The organism is Actinosynnema sp. NPDC059797 (genome assembly GCF_042732085.1).
GTDB lineage: Bacteria > Actinomycetota > Actinomycetes > Mycobacteriales > Pseudonocardiaceae > Actinosynnema.
The window spans coordinates 1-19771 of the sequence record NZ_JBHWIE010000126.1; the positions used below are offsets into that span (position 1 = coordinate 1).

Consider the following 19771-nt stretch of genomic DNA (forward strand, 5'->3'; position numbering starts at 1 on the left):
CGCTCCCCGCCGTCGAGCCCGCCCGGCGCACCCCCGGCGGTCACCGTCCGTGCCCGGGGCGTCCACCGGCTGGGAGGACGGGGTGAGCCAGGACACCCGGTTGCCACCTCCTCGTCACCGTGCTGCAACACTGGGAGCCCCCGGCAACGGCGCCGGTCGGCCGACCCCCTCCCCGCTACCGGAGGCTCCGCGATGACCCAGACCGCCGACCCGACCACGTTGGTCCTGCCCACCGAACTGCGGCCGTCCGACGGCCGGTTCGGGTGCGGGCCCTCCAAGGTCCGTCCCGAGGCCCTCGAGGCCCTCGCGGCCGAGGGCGCCGCGCTGATGGGCACCTCCCACCGGCAGAAGCCGGTGAAGTCCCTGGTCGGCAAGGTGCGCGCGAACCTCCGCGAGCTGTTCGCGCTGCCCGAGGGCTACGAGGTCGTCCTGGGCAACGGCGGCACCACCGCCTTCTGGGACGCCGCCGCGTTCGGCCTGGTGCGCGAGCGCGCCCAGCACTTCACCTACGGCGAGTTCTCCTCGAAGTTCGCCAAGGTCACCTCGGACGCCCCGTTCCTGGGCGACTCGATCGTGGTCAAGGCCGACCCGGGTTCCGCGCCCGAGATCACCTACGCGGAGGGCGCCGACCTGGTCGGCTGGGCCCACAACGAGACCTCGACGGGCGTCGCGGTGCCGGTGGCGCGGCCCGAGGGCTCGGAGGGCGCGCTGGTCGCGATCGACGCCACGTCCGGCGCGGGCGGCCTGCCCGTGGCGGCGTCGGAGTTCGACGTCTACTACTTCGCGCCGCAGAAGTGCTTCGCCTCCGACGGCGGCCTGTGGGTCGCCCTGATGTCGCCCGCCGCGCTGGAGCGGGTCGCCGAGATCGGCGCGTCCGGCCGGTGGGTGCCGGAGTTCCTGTCGCTGACCACGGCGCTGGACAACTCCACCAAGGACCAGACCTACAACACCCCGTCGCTGGCCACCCTGTTCCTGCTGAACCACCAGCTCGAGTGGATCCTGGGCAACGGCGGGCTGGACTGGGCGGTCGAGCGGACCGCCGACTCGTCGTCGCGGCTGTACTCGTGGGCCGAGTCGACCTCGTACACGACGCCGTACGTGGCGGACCCGGCGCACCGCTCGCAGGTCGTCGGCACGGTCGACTTCGACGACTCGGTGGACGCCTCGGTGGTGGCCAAGGTGCTGCGCGCGAACGGCGTCGTCGACGTGGAGCCCTACCGCAAGCTGGGCCGCAACCAGCTTCGCGTGGCGATGTTCCCGGCCGTCGAGCCCGAGGACGTCACCACGCTGACCAAGGCCGTGGACTGGGTCGTCTCGCAGCTCTGACCGCCTCTACCACGAAGGGGCCTCCCGGCGCGCCCGGGAGGCCCCTTTCGCGCGCCCGGGGTGAACCTTCGGGTAACGAACGTGCGGACACCGGCGACATACGGCAAGATCACACGAAGATATCGGTGAACGCGGCGAGCCTCCCCCGTCAAGGCGGCGCGCCGCATTAGCTTTGCGTACTCGGCGAGGTGAGCCAACCGGGAGGCCATGATGCGAGCGTTGCGGGTCATCGGGCTCGAAGACGACGGCAAGACCGTCCTCCTCGAGGACCCGGATCGCGGCGAGCGCTTCGTGCTGCCCGCGGACGAGCGGCTGCGCGCGGCGGCGCGCGGCGACCTCACCCGCCTGGGGCAGATCGAGGTCGAGTCCGAGAGCCAGATGCGGCCGCGGGAGATCCAGGCCCGCATCCGCGCCGGCGAGTCCGTGGAGCAGGTCGCGCTGGCGGCCGGCATCCCCAAGCACCGCGTCGAGCGGTTCGCCTACCCCGTGCTGCTGGAGCGCTCGCGCACGGCCGAGCTGGCGCAGCGGGCCCACCCGGTGCGCGAGGACGGCCCGGACGTGCAGACGCTCGGCGAGGTCGTGGCGCACTCGTTCGGCCTGCGCGGCCAGGACTACGGCGACGTGAGCTGGGACGCCTGGCGCGGCGAGGACGGCCGGTGGGTCGTGCAGCTGCACTGGACCGCGGGCCGGTCGGACAACCGGGCGCACTGGGCGTTCCACCCGGGCGTGCAGGGCGGCACCGTGACCGCGCTGGACGAGGCGGCCGTCGACCTGATGGACCCGAACCCGAACCGGGGGCTGCGCAGCCTGCGCCCGGTGACGCAGCTGGCGCGGGCGGCGCTGGAGCTGGAGAAGCCGGCGGTGCCGGTGGAGCCGGAGATCCTGGTCCGCGAGGAGCCGGCGCCGGTGCTGCCGCCGCCGGTGGTCGAGCCGGAGCCGGAGCCCGTCCCGGCCGCCCCGGTGGCCGAGGAGCCCGCTCCCGTGCCGCCGCAGCCCGGCGCCCGGAAGGAGCCGCCGAAGCGCGGCAAGAAGAACCACCCGATCGTGCCGTCGTGGGAGGACGTCCTGCTGGGCGTCCGGTCCAACCGGGGCTGATCGTCGACGAAGAGGGCCCCCACCCGCGGGTGGGGGCCTTTTCGCGTGTCCCGGCCCGCGACGCCGATGGCCGCACCCGGTGCGGCAGTCTCGTCATCAGGCAACGCGAAACGGGTGTCGCCCGCGGGTCGCGCCGGGACAGACTCGGAACGCGCCCGCCACCGGGCGCACCGGGAGGAGGCGGAGTTGACCAACCCGCGAGAGGACACCGGCGCGTTCGGCGCCGAGCTGCGCAGGCGCCGGGTCGCGGCGGACATCTCCCTCGGCGCGCTGGCCAGGAAGACCCACTACACCAAGGGCTACCTCAGCCGCGTCGAAACGGGCAAGCAGCGACCGAGCGAGTACCTGGCACGGCGGTGTGACGCGCTCCTGGGCGCCGACGGCGCCCTCTCCGCGCTCGTCGCGCCCGCGGAGACCGCCGCGACCGCTGACGAACCGGTCGTCGAGACCGTGGAAGACCTGTGGTTGCTCGGCATGGGGGCCGACGGAGAGAGCGCGTTCCGCGCGGTCGGACGGCGCGAGGTCCTGGCGTTCGGCGCGGCGTCGCTGGCCGGCCTGCGCCTCGGCGGCGGCTCGTCCGTCGCGGGCCACGGCGCTCCCGCCGGCCGGCACATGGGCCGTGCCGTGCACGAGTTCCGGGTGCTGTTCGACCACACCCGCCGGGTCGGGCAGAGCACCAGCCCGTCGCTGGTGCTGCCGCTCGCGGTGGCCCAGGCGCACGCGCTGCGCGCCCTCATGCCCGAGGCTGGCGGCGCCGACCGGACCCGGCTCGGCGTGCTCGCGGCCCGCAACGCCGAGTACGCGGGCTGGATGGCGCAGGAGTCGGGCGACGACCGGGCCGCGCTGTGGTGGACTCGGAAAGCCGTCGACCTGGCAGCCGAGGTCGGTGACGACGGCTTGGCGGCGTACGCCCTGGTCCGCCACGCCCTGGTGACGATGTACCAGGGTGACGCGAGGAGCACCGTCGACCTGGCGCGGCGGGCGCAGGAGCAGCGGGGGCTGCCGCCGAGGGTCCTCGGCCTGGCCGCGCAGCGCGAAGGGCAAGGACACGCGCTGGCGGGGGACCGCGACCGGTGCATGCGGGCGCTGGACCGGGCCCGCGAGCTGCTGCGCCAGGCCTCGGACGACCCCGGCGACGGCCCGGTGCTCGGCACGTCCACGATCGCCGAGCCCGTGGGAGTGGTCAGCGGCTGGTGCCTGTACGACCTGGGCCGTCCGGAGGAGGCGGCGGCGGTGCTGGATGTGGAGGTGGCCCGCATCCCCCGGGATGCGCTGCGGGCCCGCGCCAGGTTCGGGGTGCGGCAGGCCCTCGCCCACGCCGCCGCGGGCGAGGTGGAGCACGCCTGCGAGCTGACCACGGACCTGTTGGACGTGGTGGGGGCGGTCGACTCGCACACGGTCGCCGCGGACCTGCGCACGCTGGCCGGCACGCTGCGTCGGTGGCACACCCATCGGATGGTGCGCGATCTGGACCCGGCGCTGAACGACCTGCTGCGACGTGCTTGACAGATTGTTGCCGAAGGCCACTTGTGACCACCCTCCCGGCCGTTCGGCGCAGCTATGTTCGTGCCGGAGAATTTCGGTGGGGAGTCGATCCTGGACAACGTGGGCACCCCGCGGGAGCGGTCGGCCGCACCGGGGGACATCGACGAGCACCTCGAACGCGCGTGGGAGTCGGTCGCGCGGGCGTCGAGCCGGCAGGGGCCGGGCAACACGGGCGGACCGGGTGAGCCTGAGCACGGGAGCGGTCCGGACGACCTGGGCGAAGCCGTCGTGCTGCTGCGCGCGGCGGGCGACCTCGCCGCCGATCAGCAGCCCTGGCGGCTGCCGGGACTGCTGCTGGACCTGGGGTGCGTGCTGACCCTCCGCTACCGCGCGACCGGGCTGCCGGAGGACCGGGACGAGGCGATCGATCTCTTGGCCGAACACGGCGCCGCGGACGACGCGGTCGTCGGGCAGGAGCTGGTGTTCCTGCTGCTCGACCGTGTGGAGGCCACCGGCCGGGTCGAGGACGCCGACGACGCGGTCGCGGTCGCCGAGCACCTGGTGCGCTCCGCCGGGAGCGAGGCGGACCGGGAGGTCGCCCGCTTCGGGCTCGGCCTCGCCCACGCCGCCCGGTGGTACCTGGCCGAAGACGGCGCGAGCCTGTCGGCCGCCGTCGACCACCTCCGCGCCTCCCGGGGAGCCGTGGACGAGGACACCCCGACCCGGGAGCTGATCGGCGAGCAGCTCGCGCAGCTGATGCCGCCGTTCGTGCTGCAGGACGTGCCTGGGCGGCGGGATCTGCTGGAGGAGGCGCTGGCCGAGTTGGACGACGCCAGGCTGCGGGCACCGGACGGGGCGGAGCCGCCCGCCCGCCGTTTCCACCGGGCCGCGCTGCTCGCCAGCCGGTACGCCATGCTCGGCGGTGGACGGGACGACCTCACCACCGCACTCGCCGCGATGGAGTCCCTGGCGGCCGAGCCGGCGCTGCCCCGGCGGCTGGCCGACGGCGCGCGGCTGTTCGTCGGCCAGCTGAAGCTGATCTCGGCCACCCCGCTGGGCGTCCCGGTCCCCCCGCTCGACGGCTCGGGGACCGCCGACGCGCAGGCGTTCAAACGGTTGGTGGTCACCCCGGACCAAACTCACGTGGAGCGCCTGACCGCAGCGGCGAACGCGGCCAGGCTCCAGTTCCAGGAGGTCTCGCCCGAGACGCGGGCGGCGATGGCGGAGGCCGGCCTGTCACCGCTGCTGATCGCGGCACGGGTGCTCGACCCCGGTGCGGACCCGGAGGAGCTCGTCAACGACCTCGACAAGGCGCTGCCCCGGGCCGACGACGAGAACACTCGCGCCCTGATCGCGATGCTCCGCGCGCTGGTCCACCTGCGGCAGAGCGAGGCCGGGGTGTTGCCGCCCGAAGAAGCGGCGGCAGCCGTCGACCTGGCGCTGGAGCAGATCGACCCGGACGACCCGCTGCGCGCCCTGTGGCGCGACCTGCTGGGCGCGGTCAGGCCGGCGGTGGACGACCCCGGCGGGCGACGGGCGTCCGACGACCTGGACCGGCTGCGCCGGCTCCTGGGCGACTTCACCGCGCAGCACCCCATGCGCGACCAGATCCTCCGGCGCTCGGGTTCGGCGATCATGGACCACTTCGGCAGGTCCGGCTCGACGGAGGTGGTGCGGCGGCTGCACGGCCTGTACGCCGAAGCGCTCGCCGAACCGTCGCCCGACCCCGTGGGCCAGGGCACCAACAACATGCAGTTCGCGCTGCTGAGCGGGTTGCGCGGCATGATCGAGGACGACGTCGGCCTGGTGTCCTCCGCGATCGCGAACATGCGGGCCGCCAATGAGCGGCTGCCCGAGGGCCACCCGGCCCGGGACTTCCTCCAACCGATCCTGAGCGCGCTGCTGAGCACGAGGGCGAACGCGGGCTCAGGGCTGGCGGACCTGGAGGCGGCCAAGCGGTACCTGGACGGTGCCGACATCGAGGACGGCAGCCCGCAGGCGAAGCTGTTCCGCTACGCCCGGTTGATGACCAAGGCGAGCGTGCTGATGGGCGACGTCACGAACGAACAGACTTTCGACGAGGTCGCCGAACTGCTGGACGAGTTCGAGGCGGACACGCCGGACCTGTTCCCCGCGGAGATGTCGCTCTCGGGCATGAAGGCGAACCTGGCCGCCCTCCGCGAGACGCACGACCTCGTGAGCGGCCGCGCGAACGAACCGGGGCCCGGCGGGCCGGAATCCGGGCCAGGCGAACCGGCGCCGGGTGGGTCCGGTCCGCCTCCGCGCTCCCGGCTGAGCGCGGAGGCGGCGAAGCGAGTCAACCAGGGGTTCAGGAACCGGGACGTCCGGGAGATCGACCGCGGCATCGCGCTGATGGGCGAGGCGTTCTCCTCCGACGGCGATTCCGTGTTCGCCCGCAGCACGAAGATCGCGGGCTCCATCGGCGCGGCGCTCATGGTGCGCTACTCGATCAGCGGGGACCGGCGCGACGTCAGCAACGCGATAGCCCGCTTCGAGGAGGCGCTCCGGAAGGTGCGACAAGTGCCCGACCACCCCGACCTGGCCGACCTGCTGAGCTCGCTGGGCGACGCCCACCACGCCCGGGGCGACGCGGACCGGGGCGATCCGCTGCGCGCCGCCCGGTACGGCGTGGACGCGCTGCGGGAGCGGGCGCACGACGTCCTGCTGGAGAGCAACGCCGAGCTGGCGCTCAAACGGGCCGAGGACGCCGTGGACGAGGCGGTGACCGTGGCCCGGTGGTCCCTCGTCGCGGGGCGCCGGGACCTGGCGGTGGAAGCGCTGGAACTGGGCCGCGGCATGGTCCTGCATACCGTCACCGCCGACCGCGACGTGCCCTCGGTGCTGAGGGAGACCGGTCACGACGCACTGGCCGACGAGTGGGAGGCGGAGTCGGCGTCCTCGCGCCGAGGTCTGCTGTGGGACCCGGTCGAAGGGTTGCCCCCAGCCGATTTCGACGGGTTGGCCGTGCCCAGCGACCTGCGCCACCGCGTGCTGGCCGCCGTGGCCGGCACGTCGGCGCACACCGCGCTCGTCCGGCCGCCGGACGTGCCGGAGATCGCTGCCGCCCTGCGGGCGGCCGGGGCGGTCGCGCTGGTCTACCTGCTGCCCCAGGACGGCTTCCACCCGGGAGCGGCACTCGTGGTGCGCGCCGACGGGACCGTCGAGGACTTCCGGCTGTCCGGCCTGCGCGCCGACGAGGACGGTCCGCTCGGGAGGTACGAGGAGGCCCAGCGCCACCGCCAGGACACGCCGGAGGGGCCCGACCCCCGGTGGGCGCGGGCGCTGGAGCGGCTGTGCGACTGGGCGTGGAGCACCACCGCGGGCCCGCTGCTCGACAGGATCGGCGGGCGGACGCCGCGCGTGGTCCTGGTGCCGGTGGGCAGGCTGGGCATCGTGCCGTGGCACGCCGCGCGGCGGGAGGTCGAGGGCGGCCACCGGCACGCGTGCCAGGACGCGGTCATCTCCTACGCCTCCTCGGCGCGGCAGTTCGTGGACGCCGGGCGGCGGGAGCGGCGCGACTGGCACGACTCACCCCTGGTGGTCCGGGTGGATGACAGCGAGTTGTGGTGGGCGCAACAGGAGGTCGAGTGCATCCGGGACCACAGCTACCCGGGGTGCGACTACCTCGGCGACCCGGACGCCGGGGACGAGCACGCGCGGGTGCGGGCCGAGGACGTCGCGGTGCTGCTGCCGCGGGCCTCGGTCGCACACCTGAGCTGCCACGCCGAGCACGCCAGGCTCGCCGTCGATTCCCACCTGCTTCTGGACGACGGCGAACGGTTCTCGGTGCGCGACGCGCTGCGCGAGTCCCGGTTCCGCGGCGACGACCCGACCGGCGGCCTGGTGGTACTGGCCGCGTGCGCCAGCGACCTCACCGAGCACGCGCACGACGAGGCGCTGACCCTGGCCACCGCGTTCCTCGCGACGGGGGCGGTGGGCGCGGTGGGCGCCAGGTGGCCGGTGAACGACCTGCACACCGCCCTGTTCATGGTCCTCTTCCACCACTACCTCACCCACGGCTACCCGGAACCCGCGGTGGCGCTGCGCGCGGCGCAGCTGTGGATGCTCAACCCCTCGCGGCGACTGCCCGCGGGGCTCGACCCGACCCTGGCCGGCGCGGCCCGGCGACCCGACCTCGGCGACCTCCACAACTGGGCCGCCTTCACCTACCAGGGCAGCTGACGGAAGGCGCACCATGACCGCGAAGAGCAAGGTGTTCGGGATCGACCTGGGCACGACGCACTCGTGCATCGCCCACATCGACGATTCCGGGCGCCCGGTGGTGCTGCGCAACGCGATCGGCGAGGAGACCACGCCGTCGGTCGTCTACTTCGAAGGTCCCGATGACGTGCTGGTCGGCGTCTCGGCCAAGAACTCGGCGATCATCTCGCCGCACCGGGTGGCGCGGTTGGTGAAGCGGAGGATGGGCACCGGCGCGAAACTCAACTTCCTGAACCGCGACTACAGCCCTGAGGAGGTCTCCGCGCTGATCCTCAGCGAGCTGGCCCGGTACGCCGAGCAGGCCACCGGGGTCCCGGTGCGCGACGTGGTGATCACCGTGCCCGCCTACTTCGGGGTGGGCGAGCGCGAGGCCACCAAGCGCGCGGGACGCATCGCCGGGCTCACCGTGCTCGACGTGGTCGCCGAGCCCGTCGCGGCGGCGCTGCACCACGACTCGGTCACCCCGCCCGGTGACGCGCGCCACGTGCTCGTGTGCGACCTGGGCGGCGGCACGTACGACACCACGGTCATCCGCGTGGAGGGCGATGAGGTGGTGGTCCGGTGCACCGACGGCGACGGCGGGCTGGGCGGCGCGGACTGGGACGAGCGGGTGCGCGACCACCTCGTCGAGCGCTTCGTCGAGCAGCACCCCCACCTCGACCCGACGGCCGACGAGGAGTTCGCGCAGGAGACGGCGATCAAGGCCGAGCAGCTGAAGAAGGACCTCAGCAGCGTCCAGTCACAGCGCACCGAGCTGAGGTTCGCGGGCGTGGCGGCGCGGGTGGAGCTGACCCGGGCGGACCTGGAGCGGCTGACGGACGACCTGCTCGAACGGGTCGTCGAGGTCACGCGACGGACCGTCGAAGAGGCCCGGCGGCTGGGTGTGGGGCACTTCGACGACGTGCTGCTGGTCGGCGGCATGACCCGGATGCCCGCGGTGGCGCGGCGGCTGCGCGATCGGCTCGGCCTGGTCGGCCGACTCCACGAGCCCGACCTGGCGGTCGCCAAGGGCGCGGCGCTGTTCGCAGTGCTCAAGCGCGTCGGCGACGAACCGGCCGCGCACGTGGCCGACCAGCTCGGCATGACCACCGAGCAGGTCGAGTCCCTGGCCGCCAAGCGGGTGCGCACGGTCGTGCCCCGCGCGTTCGGGGTGCGATCCCTCGACCCGAGCGATCCCCTGTCGCGGGAGAACCCGGCGGCGGCGCGGCACATCGTGTGGCACCTGCTGCACCCGAACACGCCGCTGCCGGCCGAGACGAAGCCGCACCCGTTCGCCATCGTGTTTCCCAACGCGCCGATGGCGGAGATCCAGGTGTGGGAGCAGAAGGGGGCGGTGGTGTCCGAGGACCTGTCGGACAACACCGAGATCGGCAAGGGGTTCCTGAAGAAGATCCCGCCGCTGCCCGCCGGCTCGCCCATCCACATCACGTTCCGGATGTCGGAGACCGGCACGCTGACGGTGCGCGCCGAGGAGCCGGCGTCGGGCGTGGACGTCCGGTTCGACCTGGAGATCGGCGGCGTGGACGAGGCGGCGGTGGGCCGCTCGCGATCCATGATCGCGCGGCACCGGGTGAGCGGCTGACATGGGGCTGCGGCACGCCGTCGAGGCGTTGGTCGAGCACTGGGACCCGGTCCTGGCCGGGTTGCCGCCGGCGGACGCCACGCGGTTGGTCGAGTTGGCCGGCGCGCTGGCGCGGGCGACGGAGGAGCGCGAGGCGCGGAGAGCGGCGACCGCAGTGGTGCGGTTCCTCGGGACGGTCCTGCCGGAGGACCACCCGGTGCTGCTGGCGCTCCAGGCCTGGGAACCGCGGCTGTCCTCCGGCGCCGGGACGGAGTGGTCGTCGCTGTCCGCAGCGCTGGGAGCGCGGCAACGCCCCGCCCCGACGCCCGAGGAGGTGGCCCGCGGAGCGGAGGCGTGGTTGCTGGAGGCCGACGCGGTCGACGAACGCGCGCTGCGGGACAGCGGCCAAGACCCGGCCGACCCCGACCTGGTGCGGTTGGAGCGGCCGGACGGCGGGTCGCAGTGGCCCGCGTTCCAGTTCGGTCCCGACCACGAGGTGCGGGAGGTGGTCCGGCGGGTGAACCGCCTGCTGGAGGCGGACGAGGACCCGTGGGGCGTGGCGGATTGGTGGTTGGGCGAGAACGCCCTGCTCGACGACCGCGTCCCGGCCCAGCTGATCGGGAGGGTGGACGACGAGGTGCTGATCGAGGCAGCCGCGAGCGAGAGGGCGGAACCGTGACCGTGTCCGACCACGATCGGTCCGCACCGCGTGCCGCGGCACCGCACCGGTACCTGCTGGGTGTGGGCACCCTGCTGTGGCGCATCCACCCCCGGCGCTCGGCCGCGGTGGACTTCACGCCGCACGACGCCCGGCGCACCGTCCACCGCGGCCGGTTCGACGGTTCGCCCGCCGACCCCTATCCGACGGTGAACGCGAGCTTCGAGCCCTCCGCGATCGTGGCGGAGCTGCTGCTGCGCAGCATCCCGCTGCCCACCCGCGGCGACCGGACCGTCCGGCGCGTCTCGGTGGCCGGCCGCCGCGCCAGCCTGATCGCCACCGCCGCCGACCTGGACCTGGTCAGCCTGGTTGACGCGCCCGCGCTGGCCGCGGTGGCCCAGGACGCGTGGCTGGTGCACTCCAGCGACATCCGGGACCCCCGGCTCGGCGCGTGGGTCGCGGGGCTGCGCGCGCGGACCGGCTGGGCGCAGGGCCTGGTGTGGCCGCTGCGGGCGGAGCCGCAACGGCACCTGGTGGTGCTGTTCGGCGACCGGTGCGGTCCGGGGGTGTTCGAGCCGGAGCCGCGGCAGCACTTCGACCTCGACGACGAGTTCGGCGCGCGGTGGCTCAACAGCATGTTGGCGCACCACCGGGCGCGCATCGCCCTGCCGAAGGAGGTCAGGGCCGGTTGAGCCGCCGCGCCGGTGCGGGTCGGGGCGGTCCGGGCGCCCCGACGGCGTCGGCCCGCCCCACCCGGTCGGGTGGGGCGATCACCGCCGAGCGCCGCGGGTGAGGCCGCTGGCCATGGAGGCGATGCCCGCGCTGACGCCGCCGACGTCCACGACCACCTGGCGCGCGTCGTCCCGGCCGGGGCAGGCCAGTTCCGCCAGCGCCCCCGCCGCGTCCGCGCCCAGGCCCCGCACCACGATCCGCACGCCCGCAGCGCACAGCTCGCGGGCGAGCGCGCGCGCCTCGTCACGCCGGCCGATGCCGCCGTCGCTGAACACGCAGACGACCCGGTCGCCGTCGAGGGGCACGAGCAGTTCCTGGCACTTCAGCAGCACCGGCACCAGATCGGTGCCGCCCGAGGGCCGCGCCTCCCGCAGCCCTGCGGCCAGGTCGGCCGGCGGCGCGCCGGGCGGCAGGTAGAGCTGGATCTCGTGGTCCCACAGGACCAAGCCTGCGCGGTAGTGGGCCGCGGCGGCCTCTTCGAGGAAGAGCAGCCCGCCCTCCACCGCCCCGGTCAGCGGCCCTCCCGTCATCGAACCGCTCACGTCGATGCACAGCAGGACCGTGCCGCCGAACCGGGCCTGCACCTTCGCCAGGTACGGGCCCGGCGGCGACTGGGTGAGGCCGATGCCGTCGTAGTTGCCGCGGATCCACGAGTTCACGTCGTCCTCCTACTGCCGCACGGACAAACCGGCCAACGAACTCGCGGCCCGCCGCGAGCCGTCGGCGTCCAGCACGCCGTCCACGTACCCCTGCAGGCGGAGGGTGGCCCCGCCGACCGGCTCCCTGGCCGTCACCGAGAGCAGGCCGCCCGCGTCGACCTCCAGCACCACCTCGATCCGCGACCCCGCGGGCAGTGGCGGCAGGCCGCTCAGCTCACCGTCGAGGACCCGTCGGTTGTGCTCGACCTCCTCCGACGGCACCTCCCCCGCCTGCTCGAACACCTGCACCCGCACCCGGTCCTGACCGTCCAGGACGGTGCTGAAGAACGCCGTGGCGCGGGCCGGCAGCGGGTCGTTGCGGTGCACGGTGTGCACGACCGACCGGCGTGTGCCGGAGGGGTCGTAACTGTCCTCGACCAGCACCCCGAAGGACCGTGGCACCACCGACGAGGTCGGCTTGTCGGCCAGCGCGGCCAGCGCGCCGCCCGCCTTCCGCAAGCTCGCCCGGGACGCCTCGTCGGCCAGTTGGTGGGCCCGGATCGCCGCGCCGCAGGCCACCGCGAAGTCCGGGTCCGCCTGTCGAGGCCGGACGCCGAGCCGGGCCTCGACCGCCGTGCCGATCGCCGGCATCCGAGTGGATCCGCCCACCAGCACCACGTGGTCGACGTGGTGCACACCCTTGGTCGCCGCCGCGGTGAGCGCGCGGCGCACGATGCCGAGGGTGCGGTCCACCAGGTCCGAGCCGAGGGACTCCAGCGTCGGCCGGTCGAGGATGACCGCGGCGCTCGCGGCGCCGCACCGCAGCACGACCCGGCGGGACGCCACGTCGCTCAGCGCGCGTTTCGCCTCCTCCGCCAGCACATGCGCGTCCCGGAGGAACACCTCGTCCTCGTAGGGGTCCACCTCGTCGGTCGTCCGCGCGAAGCTCTCCACCAGGTGTTCGGCGATCCGGTCGTCCCAGTCCGCGCCGCCCAGCGCGCTGTCCCCGTCGGTGGCCACCACCTTCACCCCGCCCTCGCCGACGCGCAGGACCGTGGTGTCGAACGTGCCGCCGCCCAGGTCGTAGACCAGCACCGCACCCCGGCCGGGCGCCTGCACCACGCCGTGGTGCAGGGCCGCCGCCACGGGTTCGCTGAGCAGCTCCAGCACCTCGATGCCCGCCAGCCGAGCCGCCTGGTAGGTCGCCTCGCGCTCCCGGATGCCGAAGTACGCGGGCACGGTGACGACCGCGCGCACCGGACCGCGGTCGCCGATTGCGCCGCGCAGGATCAGCGCCGAGATCGACTCGGGCGTGTGGTGGGTCCCGTGGAACAGCAGATCGCACTCGGTGCCCATGCGGCGCTTGATCAGCTCCACGGTGTTGTCCGGGTCGAGGCGGGCGACGGCACGCGCGGCCGTGCCGACCAGCACGGCCGTCGCGGACTCGAAGTGCACCACCGACGGGGTGATGAGCTCGCCGAGGTCGTTGGGCAGCGGGACCGGCCTGCCGGTCCCGTCGAGGGTCGCCACGACCGTGTTGGTCGTTCCGAGGTCGATGCCGAGGATCACAGCAGGTCCCACTCCCAGGACTGCCACTCCCCGCGGGCGCCTCCGACGAGGTTCACGAGCACGGACAGCAGCGTTTCCGCGTTGGCCGCCAAGAACAGCGCCATCACCACCGCGCAGGCCAGAACGACGGTGAGCAGCAGCCCGCGGTGGACCAGGTGGCTCAGGGGCAGTCGATCGGTTCTCACGGGGTTCCCTCCGCCGGGGGGAGCACGGGTTTGTGGTCGAAGCCGGAGCGGGCGACCAGCCAGTGGAACGGGGCTGCGGGCGACAGCGCCCGCCCGGCGGCGGTCGCGGGGAGCGAGGCGACGACGAAGTACCGGACCTCGCCGAAGTCGCGTTCCGCCGACAGCACGAGGTTGTCCAGGCCGGCGTCGACCAGCCACTGCCGAACCCGCCCGGACCGCAGGTGCTCACCCGGTGGCAGGTCGCACAGCAGGTCCGCCTTGGCCACGGTGAGCGCCAGCGCGCGGCGACGGGTCTCTACGCCGTAGTCGCGGAGCCTGCCCGCGGTCACGCGGTACGCGCTCTCGGGGTCGTCGGTGGCCGGGTTGGCGCTCGCCAAGCTCACCGCGGCGCCGGCGCCGAGCTGGTCGCGCACCCATGGCACGGAGAACGGGTCCACCACGAACACCAGGCCCTGAGCGTGGTCCAGGAACTCCAGGTCGCTGTTGTCCTCGCGGTCCACGTAGAACTCGCCCGCCGCGTCGAACAGGTGCAGCAGTGCCCGCTTGCGGCCCTTGGCCAGGCGCACGGTCACCGCGTGGGGCAGCACGCCGGGCAGGGTCTTCGGGGTCGCCGCGCCGGAGCTGATCAAGCGCTCCGCGTCCTGGAACACCGAGCGACTGCCATCCTCGACGAAGTCGACCTCGACGCCCGCGGCCACCAGGTCGTCGCGCAGGGCCACCAGACCCGCGTCGACGAGCCTGGTCTTGCCCGCCGACACCGGCCCGAACACCGGCAGCCGGATGTCGGTGACGACCGCCGCGCCCTCGCGCAACGGTTCCTCGCACCGCGGGCACTTCGGGGTGAGCCGGCGCGAGGCGCGCAGCACCGAGGTCGGCAGCAGTTCCCCGCAGGCGCAGCGCCGCCACCACCCGCCCAGCCGGCCGGGCCGCAGGTCGCGGTGCAGGGCGCCGCAGCCGCCGCACGGGAACGCCGGCAGCATGGTGACGTGGTAGCAGTGGGGGCAGCTGCCGCCGGCACGCCGCGCCTTGCGGATCAGCAGGTCCACCCCGCGCAGGCCGCCGGTCGCCACCACCCACACCGCCCAGGCCGACAGCGCGACGGCCACGAACGGCACGGTCAGCACGACGCCGGTGGCGAGGGCGGCGACGCACACGCCCAGCCAGGCGGGCACGGCGAAGACGATGACCGGTCCCCACGCCCACGGGGTGCCCGTCCGGTCGGGCCACCCGCGGATCCGGTCCCAGCTGGCGCGCAGCACGCCGCGCAGCGCTATCCAGGCGGCACCCAGGTCGAGCCGCCACTGCAGCGCCGGGTACGCCGCCCACGCCCGGTCGCGCCCGAACGGCGCGTGCCCGGCCACCGCGGGCAGCCCGGAGGTGCCACCGGCCACGTCGTCGGGCGTGACCACCCGCGGTGGCGGCGAGCCGCGGCCCAGCAGCGCCGCGGCGAAGGACGCGAGTCCGACCGCCGCCCCCGCGAGCAGGCCGAGCCCCGCCAGCACGACGGCCAGCGGCACGACGACGAACATCACGATCACCACGGCCAGCCAGATGGCAGCGTAGATCAGGGCGACGACCAGAACGGCGCCGATGACGTACTGCACGGCTCATCCCCTCGTTCGGCGGCGGCCCCACCAACCGCGCCCGGTCTCGGGTCTGGGTGCGCCGGTGGACGCGACCGGTCGGTGGGCCGGCGACGCCTTCCGGGCCAGGGCGTGGGCCTGGAACTCGGCCCACTGCCTCGCGGTCTCCCCACCGATCCCGTCGAACAGCCGCGTGGCCTCGGCGAGCTCTTGCCCGGACGCGCCCCCGATCCAACCGAGCAGGCGCCGCTCCAGCAGTAGGGCGGCGGCGTCGCCGCAGGCCGGCGAGCTGGCGGCCAGGTAGGCCAGGACGATGACCCGCGCCCGGGCGCCGGCGTCGGCCGCCAGCGCGGCAGCCAGCTCGTCGGCGAGGAACGACGCCACGCCGTCGTCGGCCGCCGCCAGCACGCCCTGCACCTCGCCGACGGGGAGCCGGCCGAGCAGCGCCCTGGTGATCGACCGCTTGTGCACGCCGAGGACCTGCCGGGACACCGGCCGCAACCGCTTGGCGTCGCGGGCGGACGGCGCCTGCAGCCAGGCCCGCACCCGCCTGTCCTCCTCCGACCACGTGGTCAGCCGGTCGGGCTTGCCGCCGTGGTGGTGCTTGCCGAGCGCGGCGAGAACGTCCAGGTGGGCCAGCGTCAGCGCGGTCGCGGACGACTCGGCCACCTCGGCGCGCACGGTCGCGGCGAACTCCGCCGGTACCACCGGCAGCTTCTCCAGCACGAGCAGGATCTCGCCCGGCGTCGGGCGGGAGTGGGTGAACAGCGCACGCCACGCCACCCCGGCGTCGTCGGTCCGGTCGAGCACCAGGTGCAGCACGCCGATGCGGACCTTCGGGCCGCCTTCCGCGACCGCGGCCGAGGCGAGGGCCGAGTCCAGCGGCGTCCTCGGGTCGAGGATCGACTGCCACAGCAGGGGCCACCAGCGCGTCCGGACGTCCCCGGCCACCCGGGCCGCCCGCCCACCGGTCAGCGCCGCGGTCAGCTCGTCCCGCAGCCGGTGGAGGACGTCCTCGCTCGTCGGCCAGCGGTCCAGGTCGACGTGCCGATCGGGGTTGTCCACCCACCAGGCGGCGAACCGGCGCGCGCCGTCGGGGAAGGAACGGGTCCGGGGCCGCACCCCGAACCTGGCGGCCAGCAGCATCAGCTCGTCCACGTGCTCGGGGGCCGCGGCGTCGAGGGCCCGCTCGACCACCTCCGTCATCCGCGTCCACTCGTCGGCGCCCCACGAGGACCGGCCGGGCAGCGGGCCGCCCACGGAGCCGTCGCCGTCGCCCACCTCGCGCACTTCGGCGGCGAGCAGGGCGGTGCGCACCCCGGCTGCCGACTCGTCGGAGATGCCGTGCACGAAAGCGCTCATGTCGAGGGCGCGCAGCGACCTCGCGTCCCCGACGTGGGGCAGCGCCGCCGCGACCAGTTCCTCCGCGCAGTCCTCGACGGACTCCACGCGCTGCTCCGCGAGCCACCGCGCCAGCTCGCCGGCCGCCTCGGCGTCCTCGACCGGCTCGCCCAACGCCACTACCGCGCCCGCGATCCGGTCGGCCCGCGTCTCCTCCGCGTCACGCGCCGAGGCGCACTGATGTGCCCACTCGACGGCGTCGACCACGTCGTACGGGTCGCCGCGCAGGAACCTCGGCGCCCAGAACAGCGCGGCCTCGGTCGGCTCGACCTGCGGGCGCTCTCCGGTGTCCAGGTTGAACACGACGAACTCCTGCCGCGCCGCGCCGGCGTGCGCCCCGGCCCACTCGGGGTGCAGGGCGAGCACGTCGTGCCGGTTGTACTGGGTGTTGGTGGCGAACACCCGGAAGCTCAGCCGCAGGGCGCGCGACTGGGGCATCAGCAGGGTGCCCGCCGCGATCCAGCCCAGCACGTCGCCCGCCTCGGCGGCGACGAACAGCACCCGGCGCCCGTCGGGCCCGTGCACGCGCTCGAACGCCGAGCACACCGCCACCAGCCACTCCCCGGCGGCCGGCCTGCCGAGCAGCCACTCGCGCACGGCGTCCCGGCTCCACGGTCCCTGCTCCGGCTCGGCGGGCACGGGCTCGCACTCGGTACTGTCCGCCGGGCGCTCGGACCACCACGCCGCGTCCCACAGCTGCGCGGGCCGGACCTGGCCGTAGGCGTCGGGGTCCGCAGTGGTCACGGCGTGGGTGAACTGGTTGCCCTCGCGGACGCCGTTGGCCTCCGTGCCCAGGTAGACGCCGCGGGCAGTGGCGTAGAAACCGTCGAACACGTGGGTCAGCGACGGCGGGTAGTCCGACACCGGGCGCCGCTCCCTCATCCACGCCACCGGCGCCTCGTACAGGGCCGAACGCTGCACGAGGGTCATCTCCTCGTGGCCGACACCCGCCGACACCGCCTGGAACTGGAAGCCCGCGCCGCCCCTCAACCCCTCGCCGGGGCGGCAGTCGGTGTAGTAGAGGGACGAGAAGCCCACTTTCACGCACCCCCCTGGTCGATGATCTTGAACAGTCCGAGGAGCCACAGCAGCGGCTCGTCGACGCGGAACGGCCGCACCCCGCCCGCGTCCAACCGGGCCCGGTCGTAATCGGGTTCCGCGCCGAGCGAGGACACCGCGAAGTAGCGGTACTTCTTGTAGTGGGCGCTGAGGTGGCCGTCGATGTCGTCGGCGTCCAACTCGGCGAGCAGCGCGCGCATGTGCTCGTCCACGTCGCGCCCGCGGGCCTCGTCGTAGTACGGGCCGCCGGGGGTCTGGTCGAGCAGCGGGTGCCCGTCACCGAGCACCTTGAAGAACGCGTCGATCTTGGAGAACACCACGGCGACGGGCAGACCGATCTTGCGCCGGTCGCTGATGCCGTGGCTGTGCCGGAGCAGCTCGGTGATCCGGGTGAGCACGTTCATCGGCGGCTCGGTCTCGCGCTCGGTGGCCGCCCTGGGCACTTTGATCCGGTCTCGCGTGCCCTTGAGCTGGAACGGGTCGAGCAGCACGATGAGACCGTCGGCCGCGGCCAGGTACGCCTGCCCGTTGACGAAGTCCTGCGAGGTCATGTCCTCCCCCGCGGCGTCGTAGAAGGACAGGGTGCTCGTGCTGTGCACGACCCGGCCGAAGCTGCGCCGCGGTTGCCGCCACTGCAGCACCAGCGGCACCTTGATCCCGTCCGCGGCCGACGGGGTCGACTCGAACAGCCTGCTGTCGCTGAACAGGGCGTTCTCGTAGCCCTCCAGCCAGTCGCCGATCGTGCCGTTGCCGCCCTGCCGGTCGCCCGCGAACCAGATGTCCGCGGCGAACCGCTTGCGGATGTTGTGGCGCAGCTCGTGCGCGAGGACCGTGGTGTAGACGGTCTTGCCGGCGTTCTTGCCGCCGACCATGGCGATCAGCGGGCTGCGGCTGTCGGCGAAGTTGGCGGGCAGTGGCGTCCGGCAGACCTGGCAGGCCCGGATGCCCGTCGACGTGCCGCAGTCCGGGCAGGGCGCGGTGCGCTGCGGCAGCGGCGACCTCGTCTCCGGTGGCGGGAACGTGGGCAGGGCGGCGCCCGCGAATCCGGTGAGCCTCCTGCGGTCCTCGTCGACGGTCCGCTTGCAGCGCTCGCGGCCGGGCGCGGGCCTGCCCGTGCACTGGAACCGCAGCTTGCCCGAGTCGATCCGGTGGTAGCAGTACGGGCACGAGATCTTGGCCATCACGACACCTTCAGCTGCTTGGTGGGCGGGTCGACCAGCAGGGCGGCTCCCTCGTCCTCGAGGAAGCATCTGATCCAGTAGGGCTTGCGCAGCCGGGGCAGCTCGGCGACGAGCTCGGTCCCGTCCTCGGGCCGCAGGGCCTGCTCGCCGCGCAGGACGACCTGCCCGTCACCAGGTCGGCGGGGCATGACGGGTCCCGGCGCGACGACCACCAGCACCGCGCACCTGGCGATCGGTTCCTCGGCGGCGAGCCGGACCCGGACCGTGCCGCCGCCCACCAGGGGCCTGCGCGCCAGCCGCACGCTGTACGCGATGCGGGGCAGGCGCTCGGGCACCACCAGCGTGCTCGCCGCCGAGCGGCACTCGTCGCCGCCCGAGGAGACCACGCCGACAACCCGGACCCGGAGCTCGCCGGGGCCGCAGTCGATGCGGCAGCCCCCGCCCGACAAGTACTGCTGCCGGGTCAGGTGCCGCTTCCCGCGGCCGGTCGTTCCGGTCCACTCGACCTCGGCGGTGCCGACGGTCTCGGGCCACTCCCACGACAGCGTGCACGTGTCGCCGAAGCGCTGGTGCCGCAGGCCCGTGACGGGCAGGGCGATGCCGAGCGAGCCCTCCTGTCCCCGTACCGCGCCGGACGGGCCGAGGGTGAACGGGACGTACCAGGAGTGCCCGGTCGGCACCTCGGCGGTGAGGGTGCGCGACTGCCCCTCGTCGTCGACGTCGCCCGTGACCTCCTGGCCGTAGGCCGTCATCTCCGACAGCGGCACGACCTCGCCGAACTCCCAGGCGCAGAGCCGCTCGGCGCGCCGCACGACGACCTCCGCGTCGTCTTGCCGCCGCCACCTGATCGCGACGCGGGCGCCGCCGCCGGGCACCGCCACCAGGCCCAGGGCGGACACCGGCAGCGCCCTGTTGCGGCTGGTGGTGCGCACCACCACGGGTGCGGCGTCGACGGCGGGGGGCCGGGGCGGCTCCGGAAAAAAAGAAAAAAACAAAAACACAACAAAAAAAAAAAAAAAAAATAAATCGCTATTAGTCGTGATTGAAAAATGGGCG

The 19771-nt window shown here is 74.1% G+C and carries 14 protein-coding genes; 7 read left to right on the top strand and 7 right to left on the bottom strand.

Annotated elements, in window-relative coordinates; all coding sequences use genetic code 11:
• Window positions 1–192 precede the first annotated feature (192 nt).
• From serC to ACFV4N_RS24730, 7 genes are all read left to right on the top strand, one after another.
• Complete coding sequence (gene serC / locus ACFV4N_RS24700) at window positions 193–1326, top strand: phosphoserine transaminase (protein ID WP_499674963.1); 1134 nt, start codon at window positions 193–195, stop codon at window positions 1324–1326.
• Window positions 1327–1536: 210 nt separating this feature from the next.
• Window positions 1537–2421, top strand: a complete 885-nt coding sequence (gene sepH, locus ACFV4N_RS24705; RefSeq protein WP_499674964.1) for a septation protein SepH — start codon at window positions 1537–1539, stop codon at window positions 2419–2421.
• Between the two features lie 186 nt (window positions 2422–2607).
• The gene (locus ACFV4N_RS24710; RefSeq protein WP_499674965.1) at window positions 2608–3927 is read left to right on the top strand and encodes a helix-turn-helix domain-containing protein; all 1320 of its coding nucleotides are present in this window, start codon (window positions 2608–2610) and stop codon (window positions 3925–3927) included.
• A 60-nt stretch (window positions 3928–3987) separates the two neighbouring features.
• The gene (locus ACFV4N_RS24715; protein ID WP_499674966.1) at window positions 3988–8109 is read left to right on the top strand and encodes a CHAT domain-containing protein; all 4122 of its coding nucleotides are present in this window, start codon (window positions 3988–3990) and stop codon (window positions 8107–8109) included.
• 13 nt (window positions 8110–8122) lie between these two features.
• On the top strand, window positions 8123–9730 hold the full coding sequence (locus tag ACFV4N_RS24720) for an Hsp70 family protein (protein WP_499674967.1): 1608 nt from the start codon (window positions 8123–8125) through the stop codon (window positions 9728–9730).
• Window position 9731: 1 nt separating this feature from the next.
• A complete protein-coding gene (locus ACFV4N_RS24725; protein WP_499674968.1) occupies window positions 9732–10388 on the top strand; it encodes a hypothetical protein in 657 nt (218 codons plus the stop codon).
• A 2-nt stretch (window positions 10389–10390) separates the two neighbouring features.
• Window positions 10391–11059: an RES domain-containing protein gene (locus ACFV4N_RS24730; protein WP_499674969.1), complete on the top strand. Its 669-nt coding sequence runs from the start codon at window positions 10391–10393 to the stop codon at window positions 11057–11059.
• Window positions 11060–11137: 78 nt separating this feature from the next.
• Here the strand turns inward: ACFV4N_RS24730 and ACFV4N_RS24735 are convergent, their stop codons facing one another.
• From ACFV4N_RS24735 to ACFV4N_RS24765, 7 genes are read right to left on the bottom strand one after another with little or no spacing between them, the layout of a single operon-like run.
• Window positions 11138–11758: a vWA domain-containing protein gene (locus ACFV4N_RS24735; RefSeq protein ID WP_499674970.1), complete on the bottom strand. Its 621-nt coding sequence runs from the start codon at window positions 11756–11758 to the stop codon at window positions 11138–11140.
• A 9-nt stretch (window positions 11759–11767) separates the two neighbouring features.
• A complete protein-coding gene (locus ACFV4N_RS24740; RefSeq protein WP_499674971.1) occupies window positions 11768–13306 on the bottom strand; it encodes an Hsp70 family protein in 1539 nt (512 codons plus the stop codon).
• A complete protein-coding gene (locus ACFV4N_RS24745; RefSeq protein WP_499674972.1) occupies window positions 13303–13491 on the bottom strand; it encodes a hypothetical protein in 189 nt (62 codons plus the stop codon). Before ACFV4N_RS24745 ends, ACFV4N_RS24740 begins: the two co-directional genes overlap by 4 nt.
• The gene (locus tag ACFV4N_RS24750) at window positions 13488–15095 is read right to left on the bottom strand and encodes a TRAFAC clade GTPase domain-containing protein (protein ID WP_499674973.1); all 1608 of its coding nucleotides are present in this window, start codon (window positions 15093–15095) and stop codon (window positions 13488–13490) included. The genes ACFV4N_RS24745 and ACFV4N_RS24750 overlap by 4 nt, the downstream gene beginning before the upstream one ends.
• 3 nt (window positions 15096–15098) lie before the next feature.
• Window positions 15099–17513 carry a GTPase-associated protein 1-related protein gene (locus tag ACFV4N_RS24755; RefSeq protein ID WP_499674974.1) on the bottom strand — a complete coding sequence of 805 codons (2415 nt, stop codon included), beginning with the start codon at window positions 17511–17513 and terminating at the stop codon, window positions 15099–15101.
• Window positions 17514–17515: 2 nt separating this feature from the next.
• Window positions 17516–18715: a TRAFAC clade GTPase domain-containing protein gene (locus tag ACFV4N_RS24760; RefSeq protein ID WP_499674975.1), complete on the bottom strand. Its 1200-nt coding sequence runs from the start codon at window positions 18713–18715 to the stop codon at window positions 17516–17518.
• A complete protein-coding gene (locus ACFV4N_RS24765) occupies window positions 18715–19647 on the bottom strand; it encodes a hypothetical protein (RefSeq protein ID WP_499674976.1) in 933 nt (310 codons plus the stop codon). The genes ACFV4N_RS24760 and ACFV4N_RS24765 overlap by 1 nt, the downstream gene beginning before the upstream one ends.
• Between the last annotated feature and the right edge of the window lie 124 nt (window positions 19648–19771).